20 protein-coding genes and 2 pseudogenes are annotated in these 20,329 nt (G+C 44.6%); 13 read left to right on the top strand and 9 right to left on the bottom strand.

All coding sequences use genetic code 11. The annotated features are described in order from the left end of the window. Nucleotides 1–109 precede the first annotated feature (109 nt). Nucleotides 110–286 carry a hypothetical protein gene (locus AB6E78_RS21040; RefSeq protein WP_017061524.1) on the bottom strand — a complete coding sequence of 59 codons (177 nt, stop codon included), beginning with the start codon at nt 284–286 and terminating at the stop codon, nt 110–112. 525 nt (nt 287–811) lie between these two features. Between AB6E78_RS21040 and AB6E78_RS21035 the strand changes: the two genes are divergently transcribed. The 4 genes from AB6E78_RS21035 (at nt 812) to AB6E78_RS21020 (ending at nt 3,562) form a co-directional block, all read left to right on the top strand. Next, a complete protein-coding gene (locus AB6E78_RS21035) occupies nt 812–1,549 on the top strand; it encodes a nucleoside recognition domain-containing protein (protein WP_048610036.1) in 738 nt (245 codons plus the stop codon). Continuing rightward, the gene (locus tag AB6E78_RS21030; protein ID WP_102393339.1) at nt 1,549–2,016 is read left to right on the top strand and encodes a YjiG family protein; all 468 of its coding nucleotides are present in this window, start codon (nt 1,549–1,551) and stop codon (nt 2,014–2,016) included. Before AB6E78_RS21035 ends, AB6E78_RS21030 begins: the two co-directional genes overlap by 1 nt. Nucleotides 2,017–2,642: 626 nt before the next feature. Beyond that, complete coding sequence (locus AB6E78_RS21025) at nt 2,643–3,029, top strand: MAPEG family protein (RefSeq protein ID WP_017061526.1); 387 nt, start codon at nt 2,643–2,645, stop codon at nt 3,027–3,029. Between the two features lie 8 nt (nt 3,030–3,037). Next, nucleotides 3,038–3,562: a hypothetical protein gene (locus AB6E78_RS21020; RefSeq protein WP_017067247.1), complete on the top strand. Its 525-nt coding sequence runs from the start codon at nt 3,038–3,040 to the stop codon at nt 3,560–3,562. 42 nt (nt 3,563–3,604) lie between these two features. On the opposite strand, the gene AB6E78_RS21015 is transcribed toward AB6E78_RS21020, so the two are convergent. Next, on the bottom strand, nt 3,605–4,240 hold the full coding sequence (locus tag AB6E78_RS21015; RefSeq protein ID WP_372134165.1) for an START domain-containing protein: 636 nt from the start codon (nt 4,238–4,240) through the stop codon (nt 3,605–3,607). Between the two features lie 49 nt (nt 4,241–4,289). Here AB6E78_RS21015 and AB6E78_RS21010 point away from each other — a divergent pair, with 49 nt between their 5' ends. Further along, nucleotides 4,290–4,412, top strand: coding sequence for a hypothetical protein (locus AB6E78_RS21010; protein WP_017061529.1), 123 nt, complete (start codon nt 4,290–4,292; stop codon nt 4,410–4,412). Here AB6E78_RS21010 and AB6E78_RS21005 read toward each other — a convergent pair. Beyond that, nucleotides 4,409–4,892 (bottom strand): annotated as a pseudogene (locus AB6E78_RS21005) (YHS domain-containing (seleno)protein). The gene AB6E78_RS21010 and the pseudogene AB6E78_RS21005 sit on opposite strands and share 4 nt — an antisense overlap. A gap of 110 nt (nt 4,893–5,002) precedes the next feature. Here AB6E78_RS21005 and AB6E78_RS21000 point away from each other — a divergent pair. Beyond that, nucleotides 5,003–5,457, top strand: a pseudogene (locus AB6E78_RS21000) (helix-turn-helix domain-containing protein). 230 nt (nt 5,458–5,687) lie between these two features. Next, nucleotides 5,688–6,566 carry a 6-pyruvoyl tetrahydropterin synthase family protein gene (locus AB6E78_RS20995; RefSeq protein WP_372134163.1) on the top strand — a complete coding sequence of 293 codons (879 nt, stop codon included), beginning with the start codon at nt 5,688–5,690 and terminating at the stop codon, nt 6,564–6,566. Nucleotides 6,567–6,691: 125 nt separating this feature from the next. Here AB6E78_RS20995 and AB6E78_RS20990 read toward each other — a convergent pair whose 3' ends face one another. Together AB6E78_RS20990 and AB6E78_RS20985 are read right to left on the bottom strand one after the other, a co-directional pair. After that, entirely contained in the window at nt 6,692–7,732 is a 1,041-nt protein-coding gene (locus AB6E78_RS20990) for an acyltransferase (RefSeq protein ID WP_061037711.1), read from the bottom strand. Nucleotides 7,733–7,854: 122 nt separating this feature from the next. Beyond that, the gene (locus AB6E78_RS20985) at nt 7,855–8,811 is read right to left on the bottom strand and encodes an AEC family transporter (protein ID WP_372134161.1); all 957 of its coding nucleotides are present in this window, start codon (nt 8,809–8,811) and stop codon (nt 7,855–7,857) included. A 160-nt stretch (nt 8,812–8,971) separates the two neighbouring features. On the opposite strand from AB6E78_RS20985, the gene AB6E78_RS20980 reads away from it, so the two are divergent. Together AB6E78_RS20980 and AB6E78_RS20975 are read left to right on the top strand one after the other, a co-directional pair. Further along, a complete protein-coding gene (locus tag AB6E78_RS20980; protein WP_004732750.1) occupies nt 8,972–9,565 on the top strand; it encodes a TetR/AcrR family transcriptional regulator in 594 nt (197 codons plus the stop codon). Between the two features lie 193 nt (nt 9,566–9,758). Continuing rightward, nucleotides 9,759–10,607, top strand: a complete 849-nt coding sequence (locus tag AB6E78_RS20975; RefSeq protein WP_004732751.1) for an alpha/beta hydrolase — start codon at nt 9,759–9,761, stop codon at nt 10,605–10,607. 334 nt (nt 10,608–10,941) lie between these two features. Here AB6E78_RS20975 and AB6E78_RS20970 read toward each other — a convergent pair whose 3' ends face one another. Then, nucleotides 10,942–13,476: a glycosyl hydrolase family 18 protein gene (locus tag AB6E78_RS20970; RefSeq protein WP_372134159.1), complete on the bottom strand. Its 2,535-nt coding sequence runs from the start codon at nt 13,474–13,476 to the stop codon at nt 10,942–10,944. Between the two features lie 453 nt (nt 13,477–13,929). Beyond that, nucleotides 13,930–14,394 (bottom strand): DUF2850 domain-containing protein, encoded by a 465-nt coding sequence (locus AB6E78_RS20965; RefSeq protein ID WP_372134157.1) that lies wholly within the window; start codon nt 14,392–14,394, stop codon nt 13,930–13,932. 307 nt (nt 14,395–14,701) lie between these two features. Here AB6E78_RS20965 and AB6E78_RS20960 point away from each other — a divergent pair, with 307 nt between their 5' ends. After that, nucleotides 14,702–14,983, top strand: coding sequence for a pyrimidine/purine nucleoside phosphorylase (locus AB6E78_RS20960; RefSeq protein WP_017069675.1), 282 nt, complete (start codon nt 14,702–14,704; stop codon nt 14,981–14,983). 197 nt (nt 14,984–15,180) lie between these two features. Here the strand turns inward: AB6E78_RS20960 and AB6E78_RS20955 are convergent, their stop codons facing one another. After that, nucleotides 15,181–16,053, bottom strand: coding sequence for a pirin family protein (locus tag AB6E78_RS20955; RefSeq protein ID WP_017069674.1), 873 nt, complete (start codon nt 16,051–16,053; stop codon nt 15,181–15,183). A 157-nt stretch (nt 16,054–16,210) separates the two neighbouring features. Here AB6E78_RS20955 and AB6E78_RS20950 point away from each other — a divergent pair, with 157 nt between their 5' ends. Then, nucleotides 16,211–16,495, top strand: a complete 285-nt coding sequence (locus AB6E78_RS20950) for a hypothetical protein (RefSeq protein ID WP_017061541.1) — start codon at nt 16,211–16,213, stop codon at nt 16,493–16,495. Between the two features lie 25 nt (nt 16,496–16,520). On the opposite strand, the gene AB6E78_RS20945 is transcribed toward AB6E78_RS20950, so the two are convergent. Beyond that, nucleotides 16,521–17,711 (bottom strand): GGDEF domain-containing protein, encoded by a 1,191-nt coding sequence (locus AB6E78_RS20945; RefSeq protein ID WP_102321386.1) that lies wholly within the window; start codon nt 17,709–17,711, stop codon nt 16,521–16,523. Nucleotides 17,712–18,026: 315 nt separating this feature from the next. Between AB6E78_RS20945 and AB6E78_RS20940 the strand changes: the two genes are divergently transcribed. Continuing rightward, a complete protein-coding gene (locus AB6E78_RS20940; RefSeq protein ID WP_017061543.1) occupies nt 18,027–18,365 on the top strand; it encodes a DUF1840 domain-containing protein in 339 nt (112 codons plus the stop codon). Between the two features lie 406 nt (nt 18,366–18,771). Then, complete coding sequence (gene uhpT, locus AB6E78_RS20935) at nt 18,772–20,166, top strand: hexose-6-phosphate:phosphate antiporter (protein ID WP_102398465.1); 1,395 nt, start codon at nt 18,772–18,774, stop codon at nt 20,164–20,166. Nucleotides 20,167–20,329: the final 163 nt, after the last annotated feature.

Here is a 20,329-nt window from a genome sequence, read left to right as displayed (position 1 = left end):
CCATGTCACTTACTACCGTTTTTGTTTTTAGTTCCCGCTAATCCGCGATGAACCAAGAAAAAGCCCTACCGGACTCAGTGCCGATAGAGCTTATTCGAAATTGCTAACATTATGCAGCATTGAGATCAAACGTCAGTGTTTGTTCTGCTGCACATACTTCAACAGGCCAGCCATAGGATTGGTATTCAAGCGCAAGTTTGTCCGCTACTACGCGAGATACTGTTGCAGTGATCCACATGCCTTTGCCCATTACTTGATATTTAAGCGTTCTCATTTCCATAGTCATTACCGTTCTCCTTCTATATTGGCTGCGCGAAGTCTATAGCACCTCTGAGGGCTGAAATTTCGAATTAAGCTCAAATTATTTATAAAATGGCTCACTGTTTGCGCTTGGCTCAAAACTCAATCAACTAAGGGAAAACGGTTGCGTTCTGGAAGCAAAATCACTTTTTAAGTCTCTGTATTATAATCGAATTAAAATTGACCAGAAAAACAATGTAAGAGATCTCTTACAGCATTATCAGAGATCGCACTAGGTAAAAACTTCTCACTAGAAGCCAGATTTGTGTGGCGATTGTGTGCGTTTTTGGTTGCGCTGTTGAAGCAAGATTTTTTAGTTTTGTATGTGAAATATTCTAATTTATTTAGCGTATGGTCCTGCTTTTAAATCCAAATCACAGTTTTATATGTTGCTGTGCTTCTTTTATTTAAACCGATACGCTATTTGATTTTGGTCATTAACCTTTCGCTCATTAGTTTGCACTATCTATACGTGTTCTGTTCCATATAAGCGAGATGTATAGAGGTCCTTATGACTAATCCAACCAAAACCGATCGTAAAGTCACGATCGGCAGCTATATCGCACTCGCGTTCGCGATTGTGTTCTTTTCAGGCTTAATGCAGTCCAATGAATGGTATGGAGTGTTCGATTTTACAACGCTCAACGGTTCATTCGGTAAGGTCGCTTACGATGTGAGTGAAACGGCCGATGGTATTCAAGCGGCAACGACGTCACTGCGTGGTAAAGGCGGTAGTGGTGCTCGCGACGGTTTCATTTTTGCTTTGACACTTATTCCGACCGTGATGTTTGCACTGGGTATGATCAACGTACTTGAGCACTACGGTGCACTGGATGCGGCTCGTAAACTACTGACACCTCTGCTTCGCCCTCTGATGGGTATTCCGGGTAACTCAGGCTTGGCACTGATCGCTTCTTTGCAAAGTACCGATGCTGGCGCAGCGATGACACGTCAGCTGAAAGACGAAGGACATCTGACTAAGCGTGAAACCGATGTGTTCACCATGTTCCAGTTTACGGCGGGTGCGGCGATCGTTAACTTTTTCTCTTCAGGTGCGGTGCTGTTCACTCTAACCGCGATGGACGGCTCTTTAGCGGTGACATCGTCAATTGGTTTGGCTGTCGCTGTGATGTTTATCTTTAAGTTTGTCGGCGCGAATCTGTTCCGTATTTACCTCAACATTACTGAAGGCAAAGAAGACAAACCAAAATCAGACAAAGAACAAAAACTGGAAGAGGAAGTAGCATAATGAGCGAAGTTAAAGCAAAGAAACCAATGGTTACTGATATTTTCGTTGAAGGTGCTAAGAAAGGCTGGGTTATTGCGACTACCTCTACGGTACCGAATGTTCTGATGGCGTTTGTGATCATCAAGGCATTGCAGATAACGGGTGCGCTGGATTTGATGGGCAGTGTATTTGCTCCAATTATGGCGGTATTTGGTTTACCTGGCGAAGCGGCAGCGGTATTGATCGGTGCGTGGATGTCGATGGGTGGCGCGGTGGGCGTGGTTATCACGCTGTTTGACCAAGGTATTCTGAACGGCAACCATATAGCTATCTTGGCGCCAGCTATCTACTTGATGGGCTCTCAGGTGCAATACATGGGCCGTATTATGGGACCAATTGGTACTGAAGGTCGCTACATCCCGGTGATGATCGCGATTTCGGTATTGAATGCGTTAGGTGCAATGTTCTTGATGAACATTATTTTGTAACGTGACTTTGAACGGTTAGCTGCGAACAGCTTTCAGACGTTACAAAAAAGGAAACCCCGTTTGGCTTTCACCAAACGGGGTCTATTCTTTTCGTAGCCATCCTGCTACTGCGCGTTACTTATCTTTCAATAGGTAACTGGTGCTCCCTGCATCGTTCCTTGACGTGGCTAAATCCTTTAACCTATCCAATTCATCGCCGTCCTAGCGGTGTCCTTGCAAACTCATCATCCTGATAAGCGACTCTATCCTAGAGCATAACTTCCTTGCTGATAACTCATCCTAAGCCATCAAATCTTCATCCTGAAGATACCTAATCCGTTAGGCTTTTTCCTGTTCCTGCCAACTCCCTGTCGACATGTGTATTAAACACTGCAGAGGCTTTGCTCACAATCCACCCTAAGAAATAAATGTACTCACTAACCGAAAGAAATATGCGTGGATTCATACAAAACAAGGGGTTGGGTTTGTATTTTATGAATTTTCTGCGAAGCTTGATTGTGATCTCTTACGTTCGGTGTGAGAGATCTCTTACAAGTGCTCGGGCGTGATTATCATTTTATCTTGGCGGTTAATGTCGAAAAGATAGAAAAGAACACTGAGTAAACACAAAATAATAGGGAAATATGATGGTTACAGCACTTTACGCAGCCTTGCTGACGATCGTAATGATTTGGTTAGCAATAGAGGTGATCAAGCAAAGGCGAATCAATCTTGTTGCTCATGCTGATGGCGGTGTCGAGTCGTTACAGATAGCACGTTCGGCACAAAGTAATGCTATGGATTACATCCCAATCACCGTTATTTTGATGGGATTGTTAGAGATGAATGGCGCCGGTGTGTGGCTGATTCATGTCATTGGTGTGGCGTTTATTCTGGGGCGTGTGATTCATGCGAAAGGGATCTTAGCGAAGAACTTCAAAGGTCGAAAAGTGGGTATGGTGTTAACGCTTATCTGCATGATCTCTTTGATTGTCCTAAACTTAGCTTACCTACCTTTTGATAAAATGTTCTAGGGAGCATTATGGCGTTGCGTCTTCCTCCTGCTTGGGCGATTGTCCTCGCAGGCTTGATACTCAACATCATGGCGATTGTCATGTCGAGCTTGGTGCTCGATAAAATTGAAGCTGAGAAAGCGGAGTACAACGATCGCAAATACGGCAATGTGTACTCAATACAGCTTGCTTGGAATACGATTGAAACCCTAGAGCGCAAGCGTGAAGCGATTTTGATTCACCTTGATAAACTAGAAACGGTGCAGCCGACCACGGTTCTCGACGAAGCACTGCGTGGGCAACTTAGGCGTTGGGTGAGTAGCGAAGTGCCAAGTATCTCTTTGGCTCACTTACCGAAACTGATGATGCTGATAAACAGTGCACAAGAAGCGCAACGAACTCGAATCGATGATTACTATTTGGATAACCTGACCTTGGTTGAGTTAATCCAAAGGCTTGATGAGAAAATGGCTTTCTATAAGAACATCGCCCTGTTTCTTCAAGTATTTGGCTTGGCGCTTATCTTAGCTCGCGACCTCGCTAGAAGACCTTAATCTTTAACCTTAATGCCTCCATTTACTTATCGACTTGTATCGTTAGCGAGACTCATTTGGCAGGTTAGGGTGCTGTTGGCCTTGGTACTTTGGTAACTGTTCTTTTAGCCCCTTAAACGTGCTCAGTGCACTGCCTATCGATAACTTGTTCATCAACCAATTTGACAAGATGCCCCCTGCGTTCGCATACGCGGTGTAGGTGATGTAGGTATTGCCATTAGTCAGCGGTTGCAGTGTCCAAAGTGCGTCCACATCGTAGATTCGAATGTACCCCGACTCTTTCGCCAAATAGTTCGACGCATCCTTTATCGACAAAACAAACTGCCCACCCTCGATGCTGTATTTTGAGTAGGTCACCATGTCTCGATCTCTGGCAGGCCACGGTGCTTTGAATTGGGTATAGACGATGTTTTCATCTTCAGATATCTGCATCAACACACGGCTTTGCGATACATTATCTATCCAGTTTGGCACGTTCTCACTGTCTTCCAATAACAGTAAAAAACCGGAGTAAGTGGTGGGCGTTTGCATCTGTGCTCGTATTTCGACCAAGCCTTCGCTGTGTGGCCTTTTATCAATCATGATGCCATCTTCACTTTTGACGAACTGCCATGGGTTGGCATAAGTCAGTGTCGATAGGGCGCAGAGGCCGAGTACCAAAATCTTAGGTAATGTCATTATTCTTCCATAAAAAGAAAAGCTTATCTGCTAGGAGTATAGAATAGAAATGGACTTAGTAGGTGTTGCCAATCGCTTTGGGTTGGCCTCTTTGGGGAAAATCCCAATGAAAACGGAAGCGTTCGGTCGCTTCCGTTTTATTCTTGGGCAATGGATAAGCGCTGTAGGCTAGAGCTTATAGGCTTCTACGGTTTTGATGGTTGTCCAGTTGCTGTTGGCGTCTTGGATGAACTCTTGTGTATTCTCCAGCCAGCGTTTCTGAACCGATTTGTCTAAGTTCAGATACAACTTTCCATCTTCCATCTTCCACCTTCCAAGCGAGAGGGTCGGTTTCAAACTTCTTACCCATGGCTACTCCAAACGCGCAGTAACCGCCATATTGAGGGGCATAGGCTTCTGGATTGGCTCGAAATTCATCTCTGTTTTCACTGCTCGCAAAGTTATAGATCGCATTCTTATAGGTCGCTGTGAACTCAGATGTGCCTTTTACTGGACCTTCATTGGCAAAGTAAGCGACAGGATCATAGCCTTTAATTGCGAGGTTATTGCTGTCGACACTCATATCAAGGTCTGCTGCCATTAACGAAAAGCTGGTGCTTAGTAACGCGGCCATTAGAGTGATTTTTTGACTGGTCGATTTCATGTGTGACATATCAAGTTCCTTGTCAGTGTTGGTTATCTTGTTTGAAATAATTTAGCCCACTCGTCCGGTCTATAGAGGGACAAAAGAACTAAAAACTAAGCGAATCGTTCGGAGGATGCATGGATCTGCTTTCACAACTAATGGAACACTTCTCGATACGCACTGGCGTTTTCTATTCTGGAAACCTGTGTGGAGTATCGTCATTTAACGCGCAACAAGGTAAAGAGGGCCACCTTCATGTATTGAGCGCGGGGGAGTTGAGCTTGTCTAGCGCTCACACGGAACACAGGCATTTGTCGCAGCCTTGCATTGTTTATTTGCCGAAATGGCGTCACTGGCCGCGATGTCTCGTACTCAGTTTATTGAAGCGTTCAAACGGGAAGTGGGTGAAACGCCGGGAGATTATGTGCAAAAGTGGCGAGTCTCTGTTGCTCAATCTCTGTTATTGCAAAATAAGCCGATCAATTGGGTCGCTGATGAAGTGGGTTACAATAGCTATTCAGGATTCTCACGTGCTTTTCAACATGTTGCCGGAGTGTCGCCGCGCCTTTGGCTAAAGCAAAATGCGTCGTGAAGCGCTGGCCATCCCTACCTGCAATATGGCTATTGGCATCAGGCTGGCCTATGTTTTAGCGGAAATTGAGCGTAGTTTGTTCATTTCTCGAATGATGGTGTAAAAAGGTGGACTTTATTAGCTCGTTGTAACATCCTGCCCGTCCTATTTTATCAGACATCAATGAGACGAAGTGCCTGCTGAGCATTATTCAGCCTCCCGTATCTCATTAAAGTATTAAGGAGTTCAACTTGAACCTATTTGTAAGAGACCTTACCGTTATCGATTCTTCATACATCTGTGAACACAGAGGGGTCGTAGGAGATAGTTGGATTTTAGATGTCACCATGTCTGGTGAACTTAATGAAATGAGCATGGTGCTGGATTTTAGCAAGGTCAAAAAGCAGATCAAACAGCTTGTCGATGAGCATGTTGATCACCGTTTGCTGCTGCCAATGCAGAGCGCTGCAATTGTTCTTCAAGCGAGCAAAGCGGGCTACTCTAAGGTTGATGTGTTGCGTGGTGACAAGAGTCTTCATCTACATTGCCCTGATGAAGCATATTGCCTCATTGATGCAGAAGCGATCACCATCGAGAGTGTGACCGCACACGTTTACAATATTCTTCGCGATAACCTACCAAGTAACATCACAGGGTTAGAGATCACCCTACGTCATGAGAACATTAATGGCGCGTTCTACCACTACACCCATGGTTTAAAAAAGCATGATGGCAACTGCCAACGCATCGCGCATGGTCACCGTTCTCCAGTAGAAATCGTGGTCGATGGTCAGCGTGACGGGCAACGTGAACAAGCATTTGCTCAGCGTTGGGAAGACATTTATTTAGGTTCTAAAGAAGACCAAGTTTCAGTTTCATCACTTAACCTGAGTGAAAACGCGAACAGTGTTAATGATGAAAGTCACTATGGCTTCCGCTACACCGCGCCACAAGGCGAATTTGAGCTAGCGATTGCTAAGAGTGAGACGGAAATTTTACCGACAGATACCACGGTGGAATTACTTGCTGGCTATATCGCGGATCAAGTTGAACCGAGCCTAGCAGAGAACCAATCACTACAAATCGTCGCTTATGAAGGTGTTGGCAAGGGCGCAATGGCGTTCCGATAACACTCCAGCGAGTGACACAGTCTCATTACTGACATGATGAAATAAAGGCAAGATAATCCGTTATCTTGCCTTTACTTTTTGTGACTCTTTAAAACTGATTTAGCTGATGATGTTAGGCACAAACACTAACGAAGCAGCACGCGTCGCAGTGGTGTTTTTTCGATTCCAACAACCAACCCGAAGCTCAACAATACGGTGCCAAAAAATACCGTAACGTCTTTTGCCAATTCCGTAATGCCTAAAACTCCACAGACATTGAACAGCACGATAATGATCAGCAAATGGCAAACGTAGATGCCTAACATACGATTCGAGATCGCGCGAACCCACGCATAGTCGCCGATGTTTGGATTAGCCAAAAGCCACATAAATACGCCCATTCCCCATAGTGCCGTACCAAACAAGAAATCATTCATGTTGAATCCGACGTCGAACGTGGTGAGCCATGATGCCTCAGCAAAATGAATCAACATGCCTAACGCTAATAACCCCAACGCTTTAGTTGATGACACCTTCCATTGATTCTGACGAATAAGGAAACCTAAGGTCACCATTAACGTGCTAAAGAACGGGCCATTACGCGTGAAGAAAGGTGCTTCTAACCCGGTTAGCGTTGCGTAGCTGCCCGCTAAAACACCATAAACGTAAAGTACAATGGCCGCTGGTAATAGCAGTTTGTCGAGTTTCATTTCGACTATCAAAGCAATGATCAAAACTGCACAAACCAGAGCGGGAATAAACCATAAATGAACCAATCCACCCTCTAAGAAAGAGTTAAGTGGCGTGTTCATTAAGAAACCCCAATAGCCTTGGCGCTCACCTAGGTAACCAAACTCTTCTACCTTCGCGAGGTTGAATGGCATCACTAAGCAAATGATGCTCCATGCTAACCAAACCTTAAGCAGTGGTTTAGAGTAATTAATGACGGTTTGCCACGGGGAGGCAGTCAGCTTGGGCTGAATAAGATAACCGGAAATTAGGAAAAACAGAGGTACCGCAAAACGAGCGGTTTGGTTGAGTACATAACCGATCCAAGGCACTTCATCTATTTGCCAATAAGTGAGTGCCATTTGACCGTGTAAACCAATGATCGCCAAGATAGCAATCACTCGGCCTAACTCGATACTGGCGATGTGTTGTGAAGGCGTATGTTGAACGGAAGACATATCAGATCTCTAAGAAAATTTTCGTAGAATCTAACAGCCTTTTTATTGAATCAGTTAGCGCTAAATCAAGGGTTGCGACCTTTGTTTTAAGGCTTGTATTGATTATTTGAAGCCTGTCGCAGCTATATTAAATCCATTGCAGTAAGTACAAAAATACCGAGAGTACAAGTGATAAGAGAAACAACAGTAGTAAGCGCGATGATGTTAGCCGCCAGTGTTGAGTTTCCTCCCATCGCACGAGCCATAACGTAGCTTGCCGCTGCTGTTGGTGCTGCGCTCATCAAGAAGATAAGCCCGAGATCGAGCCCTTCAAATCCTAAGTACCCAGCCGCCAATGTAATCAGTAACGGTGAGGCAATTAACTTGTAGCTAGAGGCAAACCACGTCGATAACTTTTCTTGTTTGAGCGAGCTGATATCGAGCGACCCACCGGTACACAGCAGTGCTAAAGGCAACGTCATGTTGGCAAAATATTGACCAGCATCAGTGACCATTTTTGGGATAGGAATCGAAAGTGCATAGAAGACGACCGCTAAGAAAATAGCGATGATCAATGGGTTCTTGGTAATCGACTTGACGATTACTTTAATGGCTTTAGCGCCGGTGTCTTTGCCTTTGGGTGTCAGTGCAATTACGGCTTGAATGTTATACAGCACGGTTAGGGATGCGACATAGATAGCCGCCAATGCCACACCTTGGTTGCCATAGATATTAGCCACATAGGCGAGGCCGATGATCGCGGTATTAGCGCGGAATCCACCTTGGACAATCACACCTTGATCTTTCGAACCTTTGAATACCAACTTGGTTGAGAAAATCGTGAACAAGAAAAAGATAAAATTTGCGATGACGCCAAACGCCACTAACGCGCTACTGGCTGAAAAGTTGTGATTCGATTGAACAATGCTTAGAAATAGCATCGCGGGTAGGGTGACTTGAAATACGACCTTAGATGCGACATCAATGAAATTGTCATTGATTAAGCCGATTCGCTTGAGCATCACACCGAGACACAGCATTAAACAGATAGGGCCTGTTACTGACGCCGAAAACGCAAACTGTTCCCAAAGTGTGTTCATTCTTTTTCCTTTGTTAGTCGATTTCAATTTCCTTTGAATACTGTCGCATTTTTCCACAATTCTTTGATAATACAAAATGAATACCAAGGGTTAAGTAAAAAACTTGAAAAAAAGTACGAACGTGCTAAAAATAAAGCATCAGATTTATTATTGGTGAATAATGAGCAAAGGAAAGATAACCAAAGAGTATATTTTGAGCCATGCATTTGCACTTGCGAGTGAGAATGGTCTTGAGAGTTTGACGATTGGCGAATTAGCCAAGCAGTGTGGTATGTCTAAGAGTGGATTGTTTGCGCATTTCAACTCTAAAGAGAACCTGCAACTCTCTGTACTCGAATATTCCAACGCCATATTCACTGAAAGAGTCATCATTCCGGCGAGAGAGTTGGGCGACGGTGATATTGAAGCCAAGCTGAAACAACTGCTCGATAACTGGCTGGGCTGGAACCACTCGTTCCAAGGCAGCTGCATGTTTATTGATGCTTGGAAAGATGCAGGCAGCGAAACCTCTGTGATTCAGAAGGCACTGCAGAAAACCATTTCAGTGTGGATTGATTACTTGACGATTCAAGTAGCAAAAGCGGTTGAGAGCAAACAATTCAGAGCCGATTTAGACCCGAAACAGGCAACCTTCGAGTTATACGGTCTCTATTTAAGTGCGAACTTGTTCTACTCATTACGAGGACAACAAGCGAGCCACACTCATTTTTGGAGTGGTGTCGAGCGTTTGGTAGCCAGTTGGAAAGCGGTTTAATACATACAGCAGGTTAACTCGCAAATCATGTGAGTCTTGCTGAAGTAAGGCTTACAACAAAATTTTAGAGAAGTGGTGGTAAGCGATGATAAATCGCAGTAGCGCCATTTTTTATATCAACAAATAGCACGGTCGTTCGATTTTTAGGGCCGAGCTCGATCCGCCAATAATGATGGCGATACAAGGAACGGTCATGAGTGACAAAATCTATTTCAATACATCGAACAAATTCAGCTTCAAGCGTAGCTTGATTGGCGCTACAACCAATCTGCACTACATTTTAGCGCCGAGTCATGCAAAGAAAACGGCACGTAAACTGCTGCTCACTCCGATGCGTACCGAGCAAAAGAATGCCGATCCAAAAGGTTTGATTAAAAGTGAAATCAAAGGCCGTGATGGTGTTTTGAAAACTTACTCTTTGGGTACGGGGCCCGTTTGGGTACTGACCCACGGTTGGTCAGGCACCGCGAGTCAGTTCTTTCCTTTAATGGAACACATCGCTGCTAAAGGTTTTACTGCAATGGCTTACGACCATCCTGCTCATGGTGGCAGTGATGGCGTACATGGTCATATCCCAGCGTTTGTGAATGGTTTAGAAGCTGTTCTAGATTCGGTGGGTGAAGTGGCAGGTTTGGTCGGTCACAGCATGGGTACCGCTTCTGCGTTGGAGTGTAAGCACGTTAAATTGGAAAACAAGCCGCTGTTGCTCATTGCACCTGTGTTGGATTATCTAGAAAACCTATTTGGCAGCGTGGCGCGTTCTGGTTACTCAATGAAGTTGTTTGAGGCGGTCGTGGGTGAAGTGGAAGAGCAGTTTAACTATCCAATTCAGTCTGTTGATCCATATGGAAAGCTGGCGCTTCGTGAGTCTCAAACGATCATTGTTCATGACGAGCAAGACAAGTTTACTAAGTTTGATGTGTCTCAGCGCGCTGCTAATGAAATGGGTCGCGTTACCTTGATTGCGACTCAAGGACAGGGTCACGGGCGAGTAATGAAGTGCCCACAAGTATTCGAGAGCTTTGATAACTTGATTGGCTAAGTCTAATACCAATCGTAGTAAATAACTGTTCACCCTAGCTTGTTAAAAATCTCGATAACGTCGTTAGATTTTTTGATTGTAGAATAACTACTCATCGAAACTATTTATTGAAAAGAGCAGCCTTGTTCTCAAGCTTTTTTCCTGCGCTATTTTTGAACACTTGCTTACTGTGATTGGTATAACGAGCGCAAGTCAGTAGGACGCCAGTAAAAAGATCGTAAGCTCAAAGCTCAGAAAACATAAATAAAAAGGCCAACCAGACAGTATCTGGTTGGCCTTTGTTTTAGGGATTTAGTTGATGCTTAGTCAGTATTTAACTAAGCACTATTTTTAGTTAGCAGCTTGCTGGGCCGATCTCTTTCCACACGCCCCATTGGCCTGTCGTTGTTGGATCTTCACCGGTTGTCCACCACTTCGCTTCCCAAACTTTACCACCTTGAGTCACTTGGTCGCCGCCAGTGTAGACCGCACTTGAATCCCAAGCGTTAGTACACGTACCGCCGCCTGTGGTTTTCTTAAGAACGTTAACTGAAGTAGCCGCTACCGATGTATCAGTGCCATCGCTGACCGTTACAGAGAAGTTCAGCGTTATATCTTGCGTGTATTCCGCCGCGACAAAGCTCACTGAAGAACCTTGAACCGTTGCATCAATACCAGCAGGTACATCCCATGTGAAGGTTAATGTGTCTTGGTCAGCATCGCTCGAAGCCGAAGCATCAACCACGGCTACGTAACCCGCATTAACTTCAGCTGGAGCTGAAACAATCGCAACGGGTGCTGTATTGACTGGACCTGTGTCCTTAGGGGTTACTGTTACAACAACGGTGTCAGTTGCAGTAGCACCTTCATTATCAGTTACCGTTAGGCTGAACGTGAGTACTTCTTGTTGAGCGACTTCAACCACATCGAAGCTTGCAACAGCCGCATTAGCGTTCGCCAGCGTTACTGCCGTGCCGCTTACTTGTGACCAAGCGTAGCTCGCAATTGAGCCGTCGCTGTCTTTTGAAGCGCTACCGTCTAGAGAAACAGAAGCTGGGCCTTCAACCGATTGGTCTGCGCCCGCTGCTGCGGTTGGTTTACGGTTGACAGGATCTGTTGTTCCGCCCGCTAGGCCTTCATGCATTGCGTTAAGGATGTCGCCGTTATCTGCATCAATTTCCCAAGAGAATAGACCCGCAAGGCCAAGGCTACGAACGTACGCGCCTTTTGCTTTTACTGAGCGGTCATCATCAAATGTGATCAGCTTGCCCGAAGTACGGTTCCAAACGTAAGGCGCTTCTGCCATTTCGTCGTAACCATATTCAAAGCCGTTGATGCCTTGGTTGTTTGCACCAAGCATGTTCGCTTTAATGCCTTTGTAGTCAATAACGCCATCTTCCCATACGCCTTGCGCAGAGCTGCCGGTTAGTTTGCCATTACCCACGCCTGTCATTGGATCGCTTGGATCTGAAAGTGATGATTGTAATACGCCTTCCCAACCACGACCGTACATCGCTGTACCAACCACAAGTTTGTTCGCTGGAACACCTTGTTCAAGCAGCAATTGGATGCCGTTGTCTGTGGTGTAAGCAGGGCCAGTGTACTGTTCGCCATTTTCATCAAGCCCTGTGCCATCACATTGACCAGGACGCATGAAGTTACCGCAGTTGAGTGCTGTTTGGTGACCTAACACGTTGTTCCAACCGCCGTAGAAGTCGTAAGTCATTGCGAAGATGTAATCCATGTATTGGATAGCATCGCCGTAGTTCACGTCTTCAATCTTGTCGTGACCAACGCCGATCGCTGATGTTAGCTCGTAAGTACGGCCGTTCTCAGCTTCTAGCTCATCCAACATAACGCGCAGCTCTGCCATCAATGCAATGTAGGCAGGGCCGTCATTTACAGGGTCACCAAGATCGGGAGCGGCACCGCCTCCACCTGGGAATTCCCAGTCAATATCGACACCATCGTAGAATTTCCATGTATTTAGGAACTTCTTAACCGATGCAACGAACGTGTCGCGGTTCGCTTTTGTAGTGAAATCGAAGAACGGGTCAGACAGTGTCCAACCACCAATTGATGGGATGATTTTCAAGTCTGGATTGCGCTGTTTTAGCGCCATCATCATTGCGTAGTTACCCTTGATAGGTGAGCTGTATTCGTGACCAGCTTGCGGGAAACTCTTTTGGAAAGCCGCCCATGGGTCATGAATCACCACTTCGTAATCGTTTACACCCTGACAGGCTGTCATGAGTGCATTGTAGCTGTTGCCGCCTACCGATTTTACTGATTCATTAGGACCACAAATTGGGATGAAGCCATAAAGGATATGGGTCAAGTTGTCAGCGGGTAGGTTATCAACCGTGTAATCACGACCATAAATACCCCATTCCACAAAGTAAGTACCTACTACCGTATTTGGATCTGTGTTGTATGACTTGTTGTTCGGGTCAACATTCATTGCAAGTGGCGCTAAGTGTGAGCCATCGGTATCTGCAATCGTGATCTGAGCAGGAGCACTCTTGGCGCAGCCTGTTTCGTCACACGCCTCGATTTCCATCTGAAATAAGCCGCCTTGGCCGTATTCGAATGAAGCTGTAGTTTGGCTACCAGTAATAGGGCCAGTGGCCACTTTAACGCCATCGAAGTAGATGTTGTACGTGTTTCCTGACGTTCCGCTCCATTGATTGAACTTGACGTCGACCTTTGCTTTGTCGTGATATTTAACCATCTGGTTGTAGCCTGATGTGGTTTCCATCGCGAGTTCAATTTTAGAAAACTGCAGGTTGTTGGAACCGTACATGTCGATGCTAGGTGCTGTTGGAGCAGCTAATGCTGTACCAGATAGCGCTAGAGCAATGCTTGCCGCACAGGTATTAATACGAATCATACTATTTCTCTCATTCCTTGAAGGTTACGAGAACCAAATGGCCCCATAAACGGCTCCAGTCAGTTTTGAAGGAGCTTCCCAGTCAGTATTCGAGAGAGTTTTAATTTTATAACTGAAAATAAATCCGTTTTCGATGGACAACTAAAAAATAGTATTTCGTTACAATTCTGTTGCTTAATGAGTGAGAGGCTGAGTCCATGTTTTATAAAATAAAACACCCTTCAGAAGTAAAATCTCATAAGTGAAAATCCACGACATGAAGTTATGCAAAGATGCGACAAACGATAAGAAAATATCGCAAGTTGAAGCAGTATCACAAAGCGAAGTGTGCTGGGTGAGCGGTGCAGATCGGTAGGTAAATATGAAAGTAGTGATGCGGAGAATACTTTTTACGGAGAAGACTATTATTTAGATGGCTGTTATTTAGACGACTGAAGAAGATTGAGAAGGGGATTATCTTTTGAATTGCTCGGCTAAAGAAGCCCGTCTTTGTTGCATCACACTGTGGGTATCACCAACTGCAGTATCCTCGTAGCCTTCTTTAATAAATTGCTGAGATGGTACGCTTGGCTCTAGTCGCTTCAAGCGAGGAGAATCGTAAGTACCACTGATGGTGTAAACGGTGGTTCCAGAGCCAGTGCTAATCGTGACAATCTTGCCATCAAAATCAAACGAGGTAGCAATGAGGCGATGATTCATCATTACACCATTATCTGAAAGTGTCAGGGTATCAGTATTGTAAGGTGGTGCTGCAATCTCTATCCATGTGCCATAGACATTGCTTGGGCTAACAGATTGTTGGTGGGCTTGGTAAGCAAGATAGCCCGCGGTGAGGGCAATCATAAAGCCAGCTAATAGGAAGCTGTAGAGTAACGAGTTGGCAAATAGATCTCTGCTTTTAGTCGGCTTTTTTGCCATTATCTCTTCATTTTTCGACTGATATTGTTTTAGATTCTATTAACTAAAGCCTTAGTTTGCAAAAATTGTTCTAAGAGTTAGAAGCAGGATCGAATGTTTTAATAAATGTGGTTGTGTTAATGGTTATTAGCCTTGCTCCTCAGTATTTACGTTATCAATGAAAGCGAATTCCAGAAATGCTTAAGCTATGCGTATTTATTTCTTGTAGGAAAGTCTCGAATTGGTTAAAACAATTATCACCTAAATTTACGCATAGGCTTACTCGGTGAGCTCAACAATTGCAATTTGAAGATAACAAGGAAGTACAATGATTAAAGAAAACACATACTTTGAAGGTGGCGTTAAGTCGTTAGCGTTTAACCAGTCTGGTGCTGATGTGAGTGTTGGTGTAATGGCGGTTGGTGAGTATACGTTCGGTACTGCGGCTCCAGAAAAGATGACCGTTGTTAAAGGTGCTTTGATTGTAAAGCGTGTTGGCGATGATGACTGGACGACATACCAAGCTGGTGAGTCTTTTGACGTTGCGGGTGACTCTTCATTCGACCTACAGGTAAAAGAAGCGACGGCTTACCTGTGTGAGTACTTGTAATCAGATCTAAATTTGTTCAATCAGGGCATCGTTTGTCTCTGATTGAATAGAAGAAAACCACGCTCTAGGAGCGTGGTTAAATAAGTGATAGTAACCGGCAGTGGATAGTGTCACTTGTTTTTGTAGCCATCAAATGGATGACCAAATCGTTGTTCGTTGCAAAATCTCTTCAACCTTCAAAGCTCAAAGCCAAGACATCAGTAAGTCTCAAACACACCGTTGTTGTAGTCTTGAATTGTCTGTTCAATCTCTTCCATCGAGTTCATGACAAACGGACCATAGTGCACGACAGGTTCATTAATCGGCTGACCAGAAAAAATCAGTACCCCTGAATCTTCTAGGCTTTCTAAAGACAACAATTCAGCTTTGGTGAGCAGGGCAAGTTGACTTTGGTTGATGACTTTGTCGCCGATCTTAATACTGCCTCGGTACACATAAGTCATGGCATTGTGATTAACATTAGTCCCTAACGTGACTTTTTGCCCAGAATGAGAGCGCCAATCCGCAACGCTTAATGGCACACCTGTTTTCTGTAATGGACCCTGCGCTCGTAAAGCCTCTGAATCCTTGTCAGTTTGGTTGTGCAGTTCAAACCCTCCGGCAATCACTCTTAACAAACCACTTTGTTCACTTTGATGCTCCGCGATGCTTTCACTTTGGAAATCGTGATACTGAGCTGGCTGCATTTTGTGTGTCGCAGGTTGGTTTATCCAAATCTGAAAACCATGCAGCGCACCTTCTTCCATCATTGGCATTTCGCTGTGAATGACACCACGGCCTGCGGCCATCCATTGAGCGCCACCGCTGCGTAGCTCTCCAACATTCCCCATATGGTCTTTGTGTTGGAAGTGACCTTGGAGCATGTAAGTGAGCGTTTCTATCCCACGGTGAGGATGTGGAGGAAAGCCGCCAACATAGTCTTTGCTTTCATCCGACTTCAGTTCATCAATCATTAAAAATGGAGAGAAACGTGCGTTATTAAAACCTGCGAGTCGTTGGATTTTGACGCCATCACCATCTGAGGTGGCATGTGCTGTAATCACATGATCTACTGCTCTTACATTCGTCATTTTGAAACCCTCATAAACTTGAATAGCTGTAGTTTATGTAATTTGATTTAAAAAGAAGATGGCACAGCGTTGAGTGACTTATTCGAAAATCTTGAACAGGTAACAATATGAAATTATGTCTATACTCAATAGAGAGTATATCGCCAAGGAGGCCGCTATGGCAGTTCAGCAAAAACATGGCGAAAGGCATGGTCGGATAGGTTTTGATAACGACTTTACAACGGAGCAAAGCCAGCGCTTTACAGAGGTTGCAAACAGCGCAGTTAAACGCCGCGTGAAAAAACGTGAGATAGAAGCGCCGTTTATTCAGTCAGCTAAGCAAGCCGCTTTTAAAACCGTGGTGAGGCGACCTAAAGGGAATAACCCAAACCGAACACGTCAAGTCATATGGATTATTATGATCGGGTTAGTGAGTCTTTGGCTTATGTACCTTGCAGGTTAGCAGCGCCGCTCCGTTATAGGAATGGCTAGCGTTGGCGCGTTTTTAATAGCGTAACATTGTTCCCTTCGATCTTCGCTTCAAAGCAATCTTCAAGTTCAGATGAATCCGGTGCTGAGCTAACAAGGCTCGTTGGTAGTTCTTCTATCAGGGTCGATACTGGGTTGTCGTGATAATAAGCATATCGGTTTTTTCCTGAATGCTTGGCAACATACATCGCTTTATCAGCACATCTCGTCAGCTCATGTAATTCTTGGGCATCTTGCGGATACAAAGCAACCCCAACACTTAACGTCAATTCCTTGATTCTCTCGTTTGTTTGGCAGCCGCTTTCGAACAGCCCGCAGATCCTATCTAGAATGCCGTCTAGATCTTTACGAGTTGGCACATCGTAGAGCATCAGAACAAACTCGTCTCCAGCAAAGCGCGCGATGGAATAATCGTATTCATGGCTTTTTCTGTCTCTGGTTCGAATGTTGTTGCTCAAGCGATTGGCAAAATGCTGTAAGACACTGTCTCCCACATCGTGCCCGTAGCTGTCGTTAATGCCTTTAAAGTCATCTATATCCAAAAAGACCAATGCCGTAAGTGATCGCTCACTATCCACGGTGGCTAGTTTTTCTGTCGCCCAGCGTTCAAAGCTCCAACGGTTTGCCAAGCCGGTTAACTGATCTCTGTAAGCGAGATCTTCAATGCCTTCTTTATACAGGCGTTGAATATAACTGACGGCTTTTGTGTAGTAATAGGCGGATGTGTGGCACACCAAGCTCATGGTAAATAAGCTAAGGAAAAATCTGTGTGTGCTGTTAAATGGTAAAGAAAAATTGTTGGGCATTGCTGTAATCAAGGTGCTGATGAACAGGCAAAACGAGGTGCTGAAGATTATGCCAATTCTGAAATCATTAATGAAAATGACCGCGGCCAGAATTGGGTAGAGCCAGAGGATGCGATCTGGGATGGCGTGACTGTACAAGAATAGGATGACGCCCTGAACTAGAAGAACACCACTCAGAATCAATTCGGAATACTCAGGATTGATGACTTTTCTTACATATAAAGCGTTAGAAATGGCAATGATGGCGAAGCACAATTCGAATATTGACAGCGTGTAATGCTCGCCTTCGAAGTAAGCCCAAGTATAGAAAATGAATAACGCAGCGGCAGTCAGTGAAAAGGAGTGGACAATTTTTTGCTTGCGGGTGGATCGTATGTCCGCCATTTCTTCTAGGTGCCTGCCGACGAGCCTTTTCATGTGATCTGTGCCAAAGTTTTTGATAATGGTGTTAATAGTAGATTAAATAACAAGCTATGCAGAGGCTTAGATGTCTATTTAGTGTGACTACTATCAAGGTTTCATATGAAAGGCTGTTCAATCAATTCCAAATAGTGATGTATATCACCGATGGTGCTGGTCATCTCTAGAAGATTAGATTTAAGCATCAAACTTGTAACCGTTGTTTGATGTTTATCTACTTGCTTTCCAGAGAGTTACTCCACATAGTTTGTAAACGACCAAAATTAAGAAAGGCTCATTATGTTAATTACCTTTAGTTGTAAAGCTCATGCTAGTGTCACGATGTTTGGTGAAGTCGGCCTCCAGTTCATCAAGATGCTTGGGCATAGCGGCTCCATCCCAGGTGCTATGGATGCTTCAGAGGTTCCTCAAGCTCTGGATAATCTACGTGCTGCTATTGCAGCAGAGCAGAGCAAGTCCGTAGAGCATGAAAATACTGATGACGACAATGAAGAAGAGGTGGTTGAAGCGCCTGTTAATATCGGTAGTCGAGCGTTCCCACTGGTTGAATTATTAAAAGCTGCCATCAAAGATGAATGTGAAGTAATGTGGGAAGACGGTAGCGGCAAGCGACTGTAGTACGATTCACGCGAAACGTAACAAGCCTATTGAATCTATTTTAATCAGAATGAATGCTGAACCAGTATCGGACACACCATGACCATGGAGTTTTATGGTGATGAACCGATACTGGTGTTTTTTTAGTGAAGTAATCCACTCGTTTCTGTTTATTTACAAGGTTCGTCAGCCCTGAAATGAGTGACTTTTGTTATCGTAATATCAATCCATAACAGACCGTAAACAAAGTGATGCTGTTCACGCTTTCTTGACTCCCAATTCTGAACTAAGAATTTTTCCTAGTTATTCTAAGACCCTCTCTCATGCGGTCGATTTTTAGACTCCTTATTATTTCACGGTCAACTAACAAACAATGTATGGCCGCAATTATGCCGTGCAGACCTCACAAAAAATAAGAGAGTTCACAATGTTAAAGTTCCTAGATCAGGTTCGAAAACCGACGCTAGATCTTCCGGTCGAAACTAGAAGAAAAATGTGGTTTAAACCATTCCTACAATCTTACCTCGTCGTGTTCATTGGTTATCTAACCATGTATTTGATCCGTAAGAACTTCAATGTCGCGCAAAACGACATGATTTCTACTTATGGATTATCGATGACGGATCTAGGTCTTATCGGTCTGGGTTTCTCTATCACTTACGGTATCGGTAAAACCGTCGTTTCCTATTATGCCGATGGTAAAAACACCAAGCAGTTCCTGCCATTCATGCTTGTCCTTTCTGGTATCGCTATGTTGGGCTTCAGCTTCAGTATGGGCGGTGGCAGTGCTAGCTTATTCTTGATGGTTGCCTTCTATGCGTTGAGTGGTTTCTTCCAAAGTACCGGCGGTCCTTCAAGCTACTCGACCATCACTAAATGGACGCCTCGTAACAAGCGTGGTTCTTATTTAGGCCTTTGGAATATGTCGCACAACGTGGGTGGCGCAGGTGCCGCTGGTGTTGCTCTGTTCGGTGCTAACTACCTTTTTGATGGCAACGTGATCGGTATGTTCGTGTTCCCATCAATCATTGCGATTGTGGTTGGCTTTATTGGTATGCGCTTTGGTAATGACTCTCCAGAAGCCTATGGTCTAGGTACGGTTGAAGAGTTGTTTGATGAAGAAGTCAGCGAAGAAGATACGGCTGCTGAAGAAAATCAAATGACTAAGAAAGAGATCTTTGTTGAATACATCCTGAAAAACAAAGTGATCTGGTTGCTCTGCTTCGCGAATATCTTCTTATACATTGTTCGTATCGGTATCGATCAATGGTCTACCGTTTATGCGTATCAAGAGCTAGGTCTATCAAAAGAAACCGCGATTTCAGGCTTCACTCTGTTTGAGGTTGGTGCACTGGTCGGTACGTTAATGTGGGGTTATCTGTCAGACCTTGCGAACGGACGCCGTGCTTTGGTTGCTTGTGTATCGCTTGGCCTGATTATCGTTTCGCTAGAGTTCTACCAGCATGCAACCAGTGAGTTCATGTACCTAGCATCACTGTTTGTGCTTGGTTTCCTAGTATTTGGTCCTCAGTTGCTGATTGGTGTTGCTGCAGTAGGTTTCGTGCCTAAGAAAGCAATCAGCGTTGCGGATGGCGTGAAAGGTACATTTGCTTACTTAATTGGTGACAGCTTTGCCAAACTTGGCCTAGGTATGATTGCAGACGGCACACCTATTTTTGGCTTAACGGGTTGGAAAGGCACGTTCGCAGCGCTTGATACGTCAGCTGCCATTTGTATCGTGTTACTGCTATTCGTTGCGGTTGCCGAAGAGAAGAAGATTCGTCACGCGAAGAAGATGCACCTAGCGGCTCAAAACGCGTAATTAGTCTCTCGTGCTTTATTTGATTAAAGCACGTGAGATCATACCAATCGTTAGTTCGATTCAGTATCATCTCTATCAATAAACTTAATGTTATATAGCTCCTATTGGGGCTAATGCCGTTCACTTAAGAGTGAACGGCATTTTTGTTCTTAGCATACCGTTG

Origin of the sequence: Vibrio sp. 10N.247.310.98, assembly GCF_041467395.1 — a bacterium.
Lineage (GTDB): Bacteria > Pseudomonadota > Gammaproteobacteria > Enterobacterales > Vibrionaceae > Vibrio > Vibrio crassostreae_C.
Note: the sequence above shows the minus strand (reverse complement) of the source record. Positions and strands in the feature narration are given on the sequence as shown.

Coding starts and splice junctions, on each gene's coding strand:
- AB6E78_RS20955 (WP_017069674.1), bottom strand. CDS start 16,053: ATGACGAATGTAAGAGCAGTAGATCATGTGATTACAGCACATGCCACC.
- AB6E78_RS21015 (WP_372134165.1), bottom strand. CDS start 4,240: ATGACATTACCTAAGATTTTGGTACTCGGCCTCTGCGCCCTATCGACA.
- AB6E78_RS21035 (WP_048610036.1), top strand. CDS start 812: ATGACTAATCCAACCAAAACCGATCGTAAAGTCACGATCGGCAGCTAT.
- AB6E78_RS21040 (WP_017061524.1), bottom strand. CDS start 286: ATGACTATGGAAATGAGAACGCTTAAATATCAAGTAATGGGCAAAGGC.
- AB6E78_RS20965 (WP_372134157.1), bottom strand. CDS start 14,394: ATGGCAAAAAAGCCGACTAAAAGCAGAGATCTATTTGCCAACTCGTTA.
- uhpT (WP_102398465.1), top strand. CDS start 18,772: ATGTTAAAGTTCCTAGATCAGGTTCGAAAACCGACGCTAGATCTTCCG.
- AB6E78_RS20960 (WP_017069675.1), top strand. CDS start 14,702: ATGATTAAAGAAAACACATACTTTGAAGGTGGCGTTAAGTCGTTAGCG.
- AB6E78_RS21020 (WP_017067247.1), top strand. CDS start 3,038: ATGGCGTTGCGTCTTCCTCCTGCTTGGGCGATTGTCCTCGCAGGCTTG.
- AB6E78_RS20980 (WP_004732750.1), top strand. CDS start 8,972: ATGAGCAAAGGAAAGATAACCAAAGAGTATATTTTGAGCCATGCATTT.
- AB6E78_RS21025 (WP_017061526.1), top strand. CDS start 2,643: ATGGTTACAGCACTTTACGCAGCCTTGCTGACGATCGTAATGATTTGG.
- AB6E78_RS21010 (WP_017061529.1), top strand. CDS start 4,290: ATGGACTTAGTAGGTGTTGCCAATCGCTTTGGGTTGGCCTCTTTGGGG.
- AB6E78_RS20990 (WP_061037711.1), bottom strand. CDS start 7,732: ATGTCTTCCGTTCAACATACGCCTTCACAACACATCGCCAGTATCGAG.
- AB6E78_RS20950 (WP_017061541.1), top strand. CDS start 16,211: ATGGCAGTTCAGCAAAAACATGGCGAAAGGCATGGTCGGATAGGTTTT.
- AB6E78_RS20975 (WP_004732751.1), top strand. CDS start 9,759: ATGAGTGACAAAATCTATTTCAATACATCGAACAAATTCAGCTTCAAG.
- AB6E78_RS20945 (WP_102321386.1), bottom strand. CDS start 17,711: ATGGCGGACATACGATCCACCCGCAAGCAAAAAATTGTCCACTCCTTT.
- AB6E78_RS20940 (WP_017061543.1), top strand. CDS start 18,027: ATGTTAATTACCTTTAGTTGTAAAGCTCATGCTAGTGTCACGATGTTT.
- AB6E78_RS20970 (WP_372134159.1), bottom strand. CDS start 13,476: ATGATTCGTATTAATACCTGTGCGGCAAGCATTGCTCTAGCGCTATCT.
- AB6E78_RS21030 (WP_102393339.1), top strand. CDS start 1,549: ATGAGCGAAGTTAAAGCAAAGAAACCAATGGTTACTGATATTTTCGTT.
- AB6E78_RS20985 (WP_372134161.1), bottom strand. CDS start 8,811: ATGAACACACTTTGGGAACAGTTTGCGTTTTCGGCGTCAGTAACAGGC.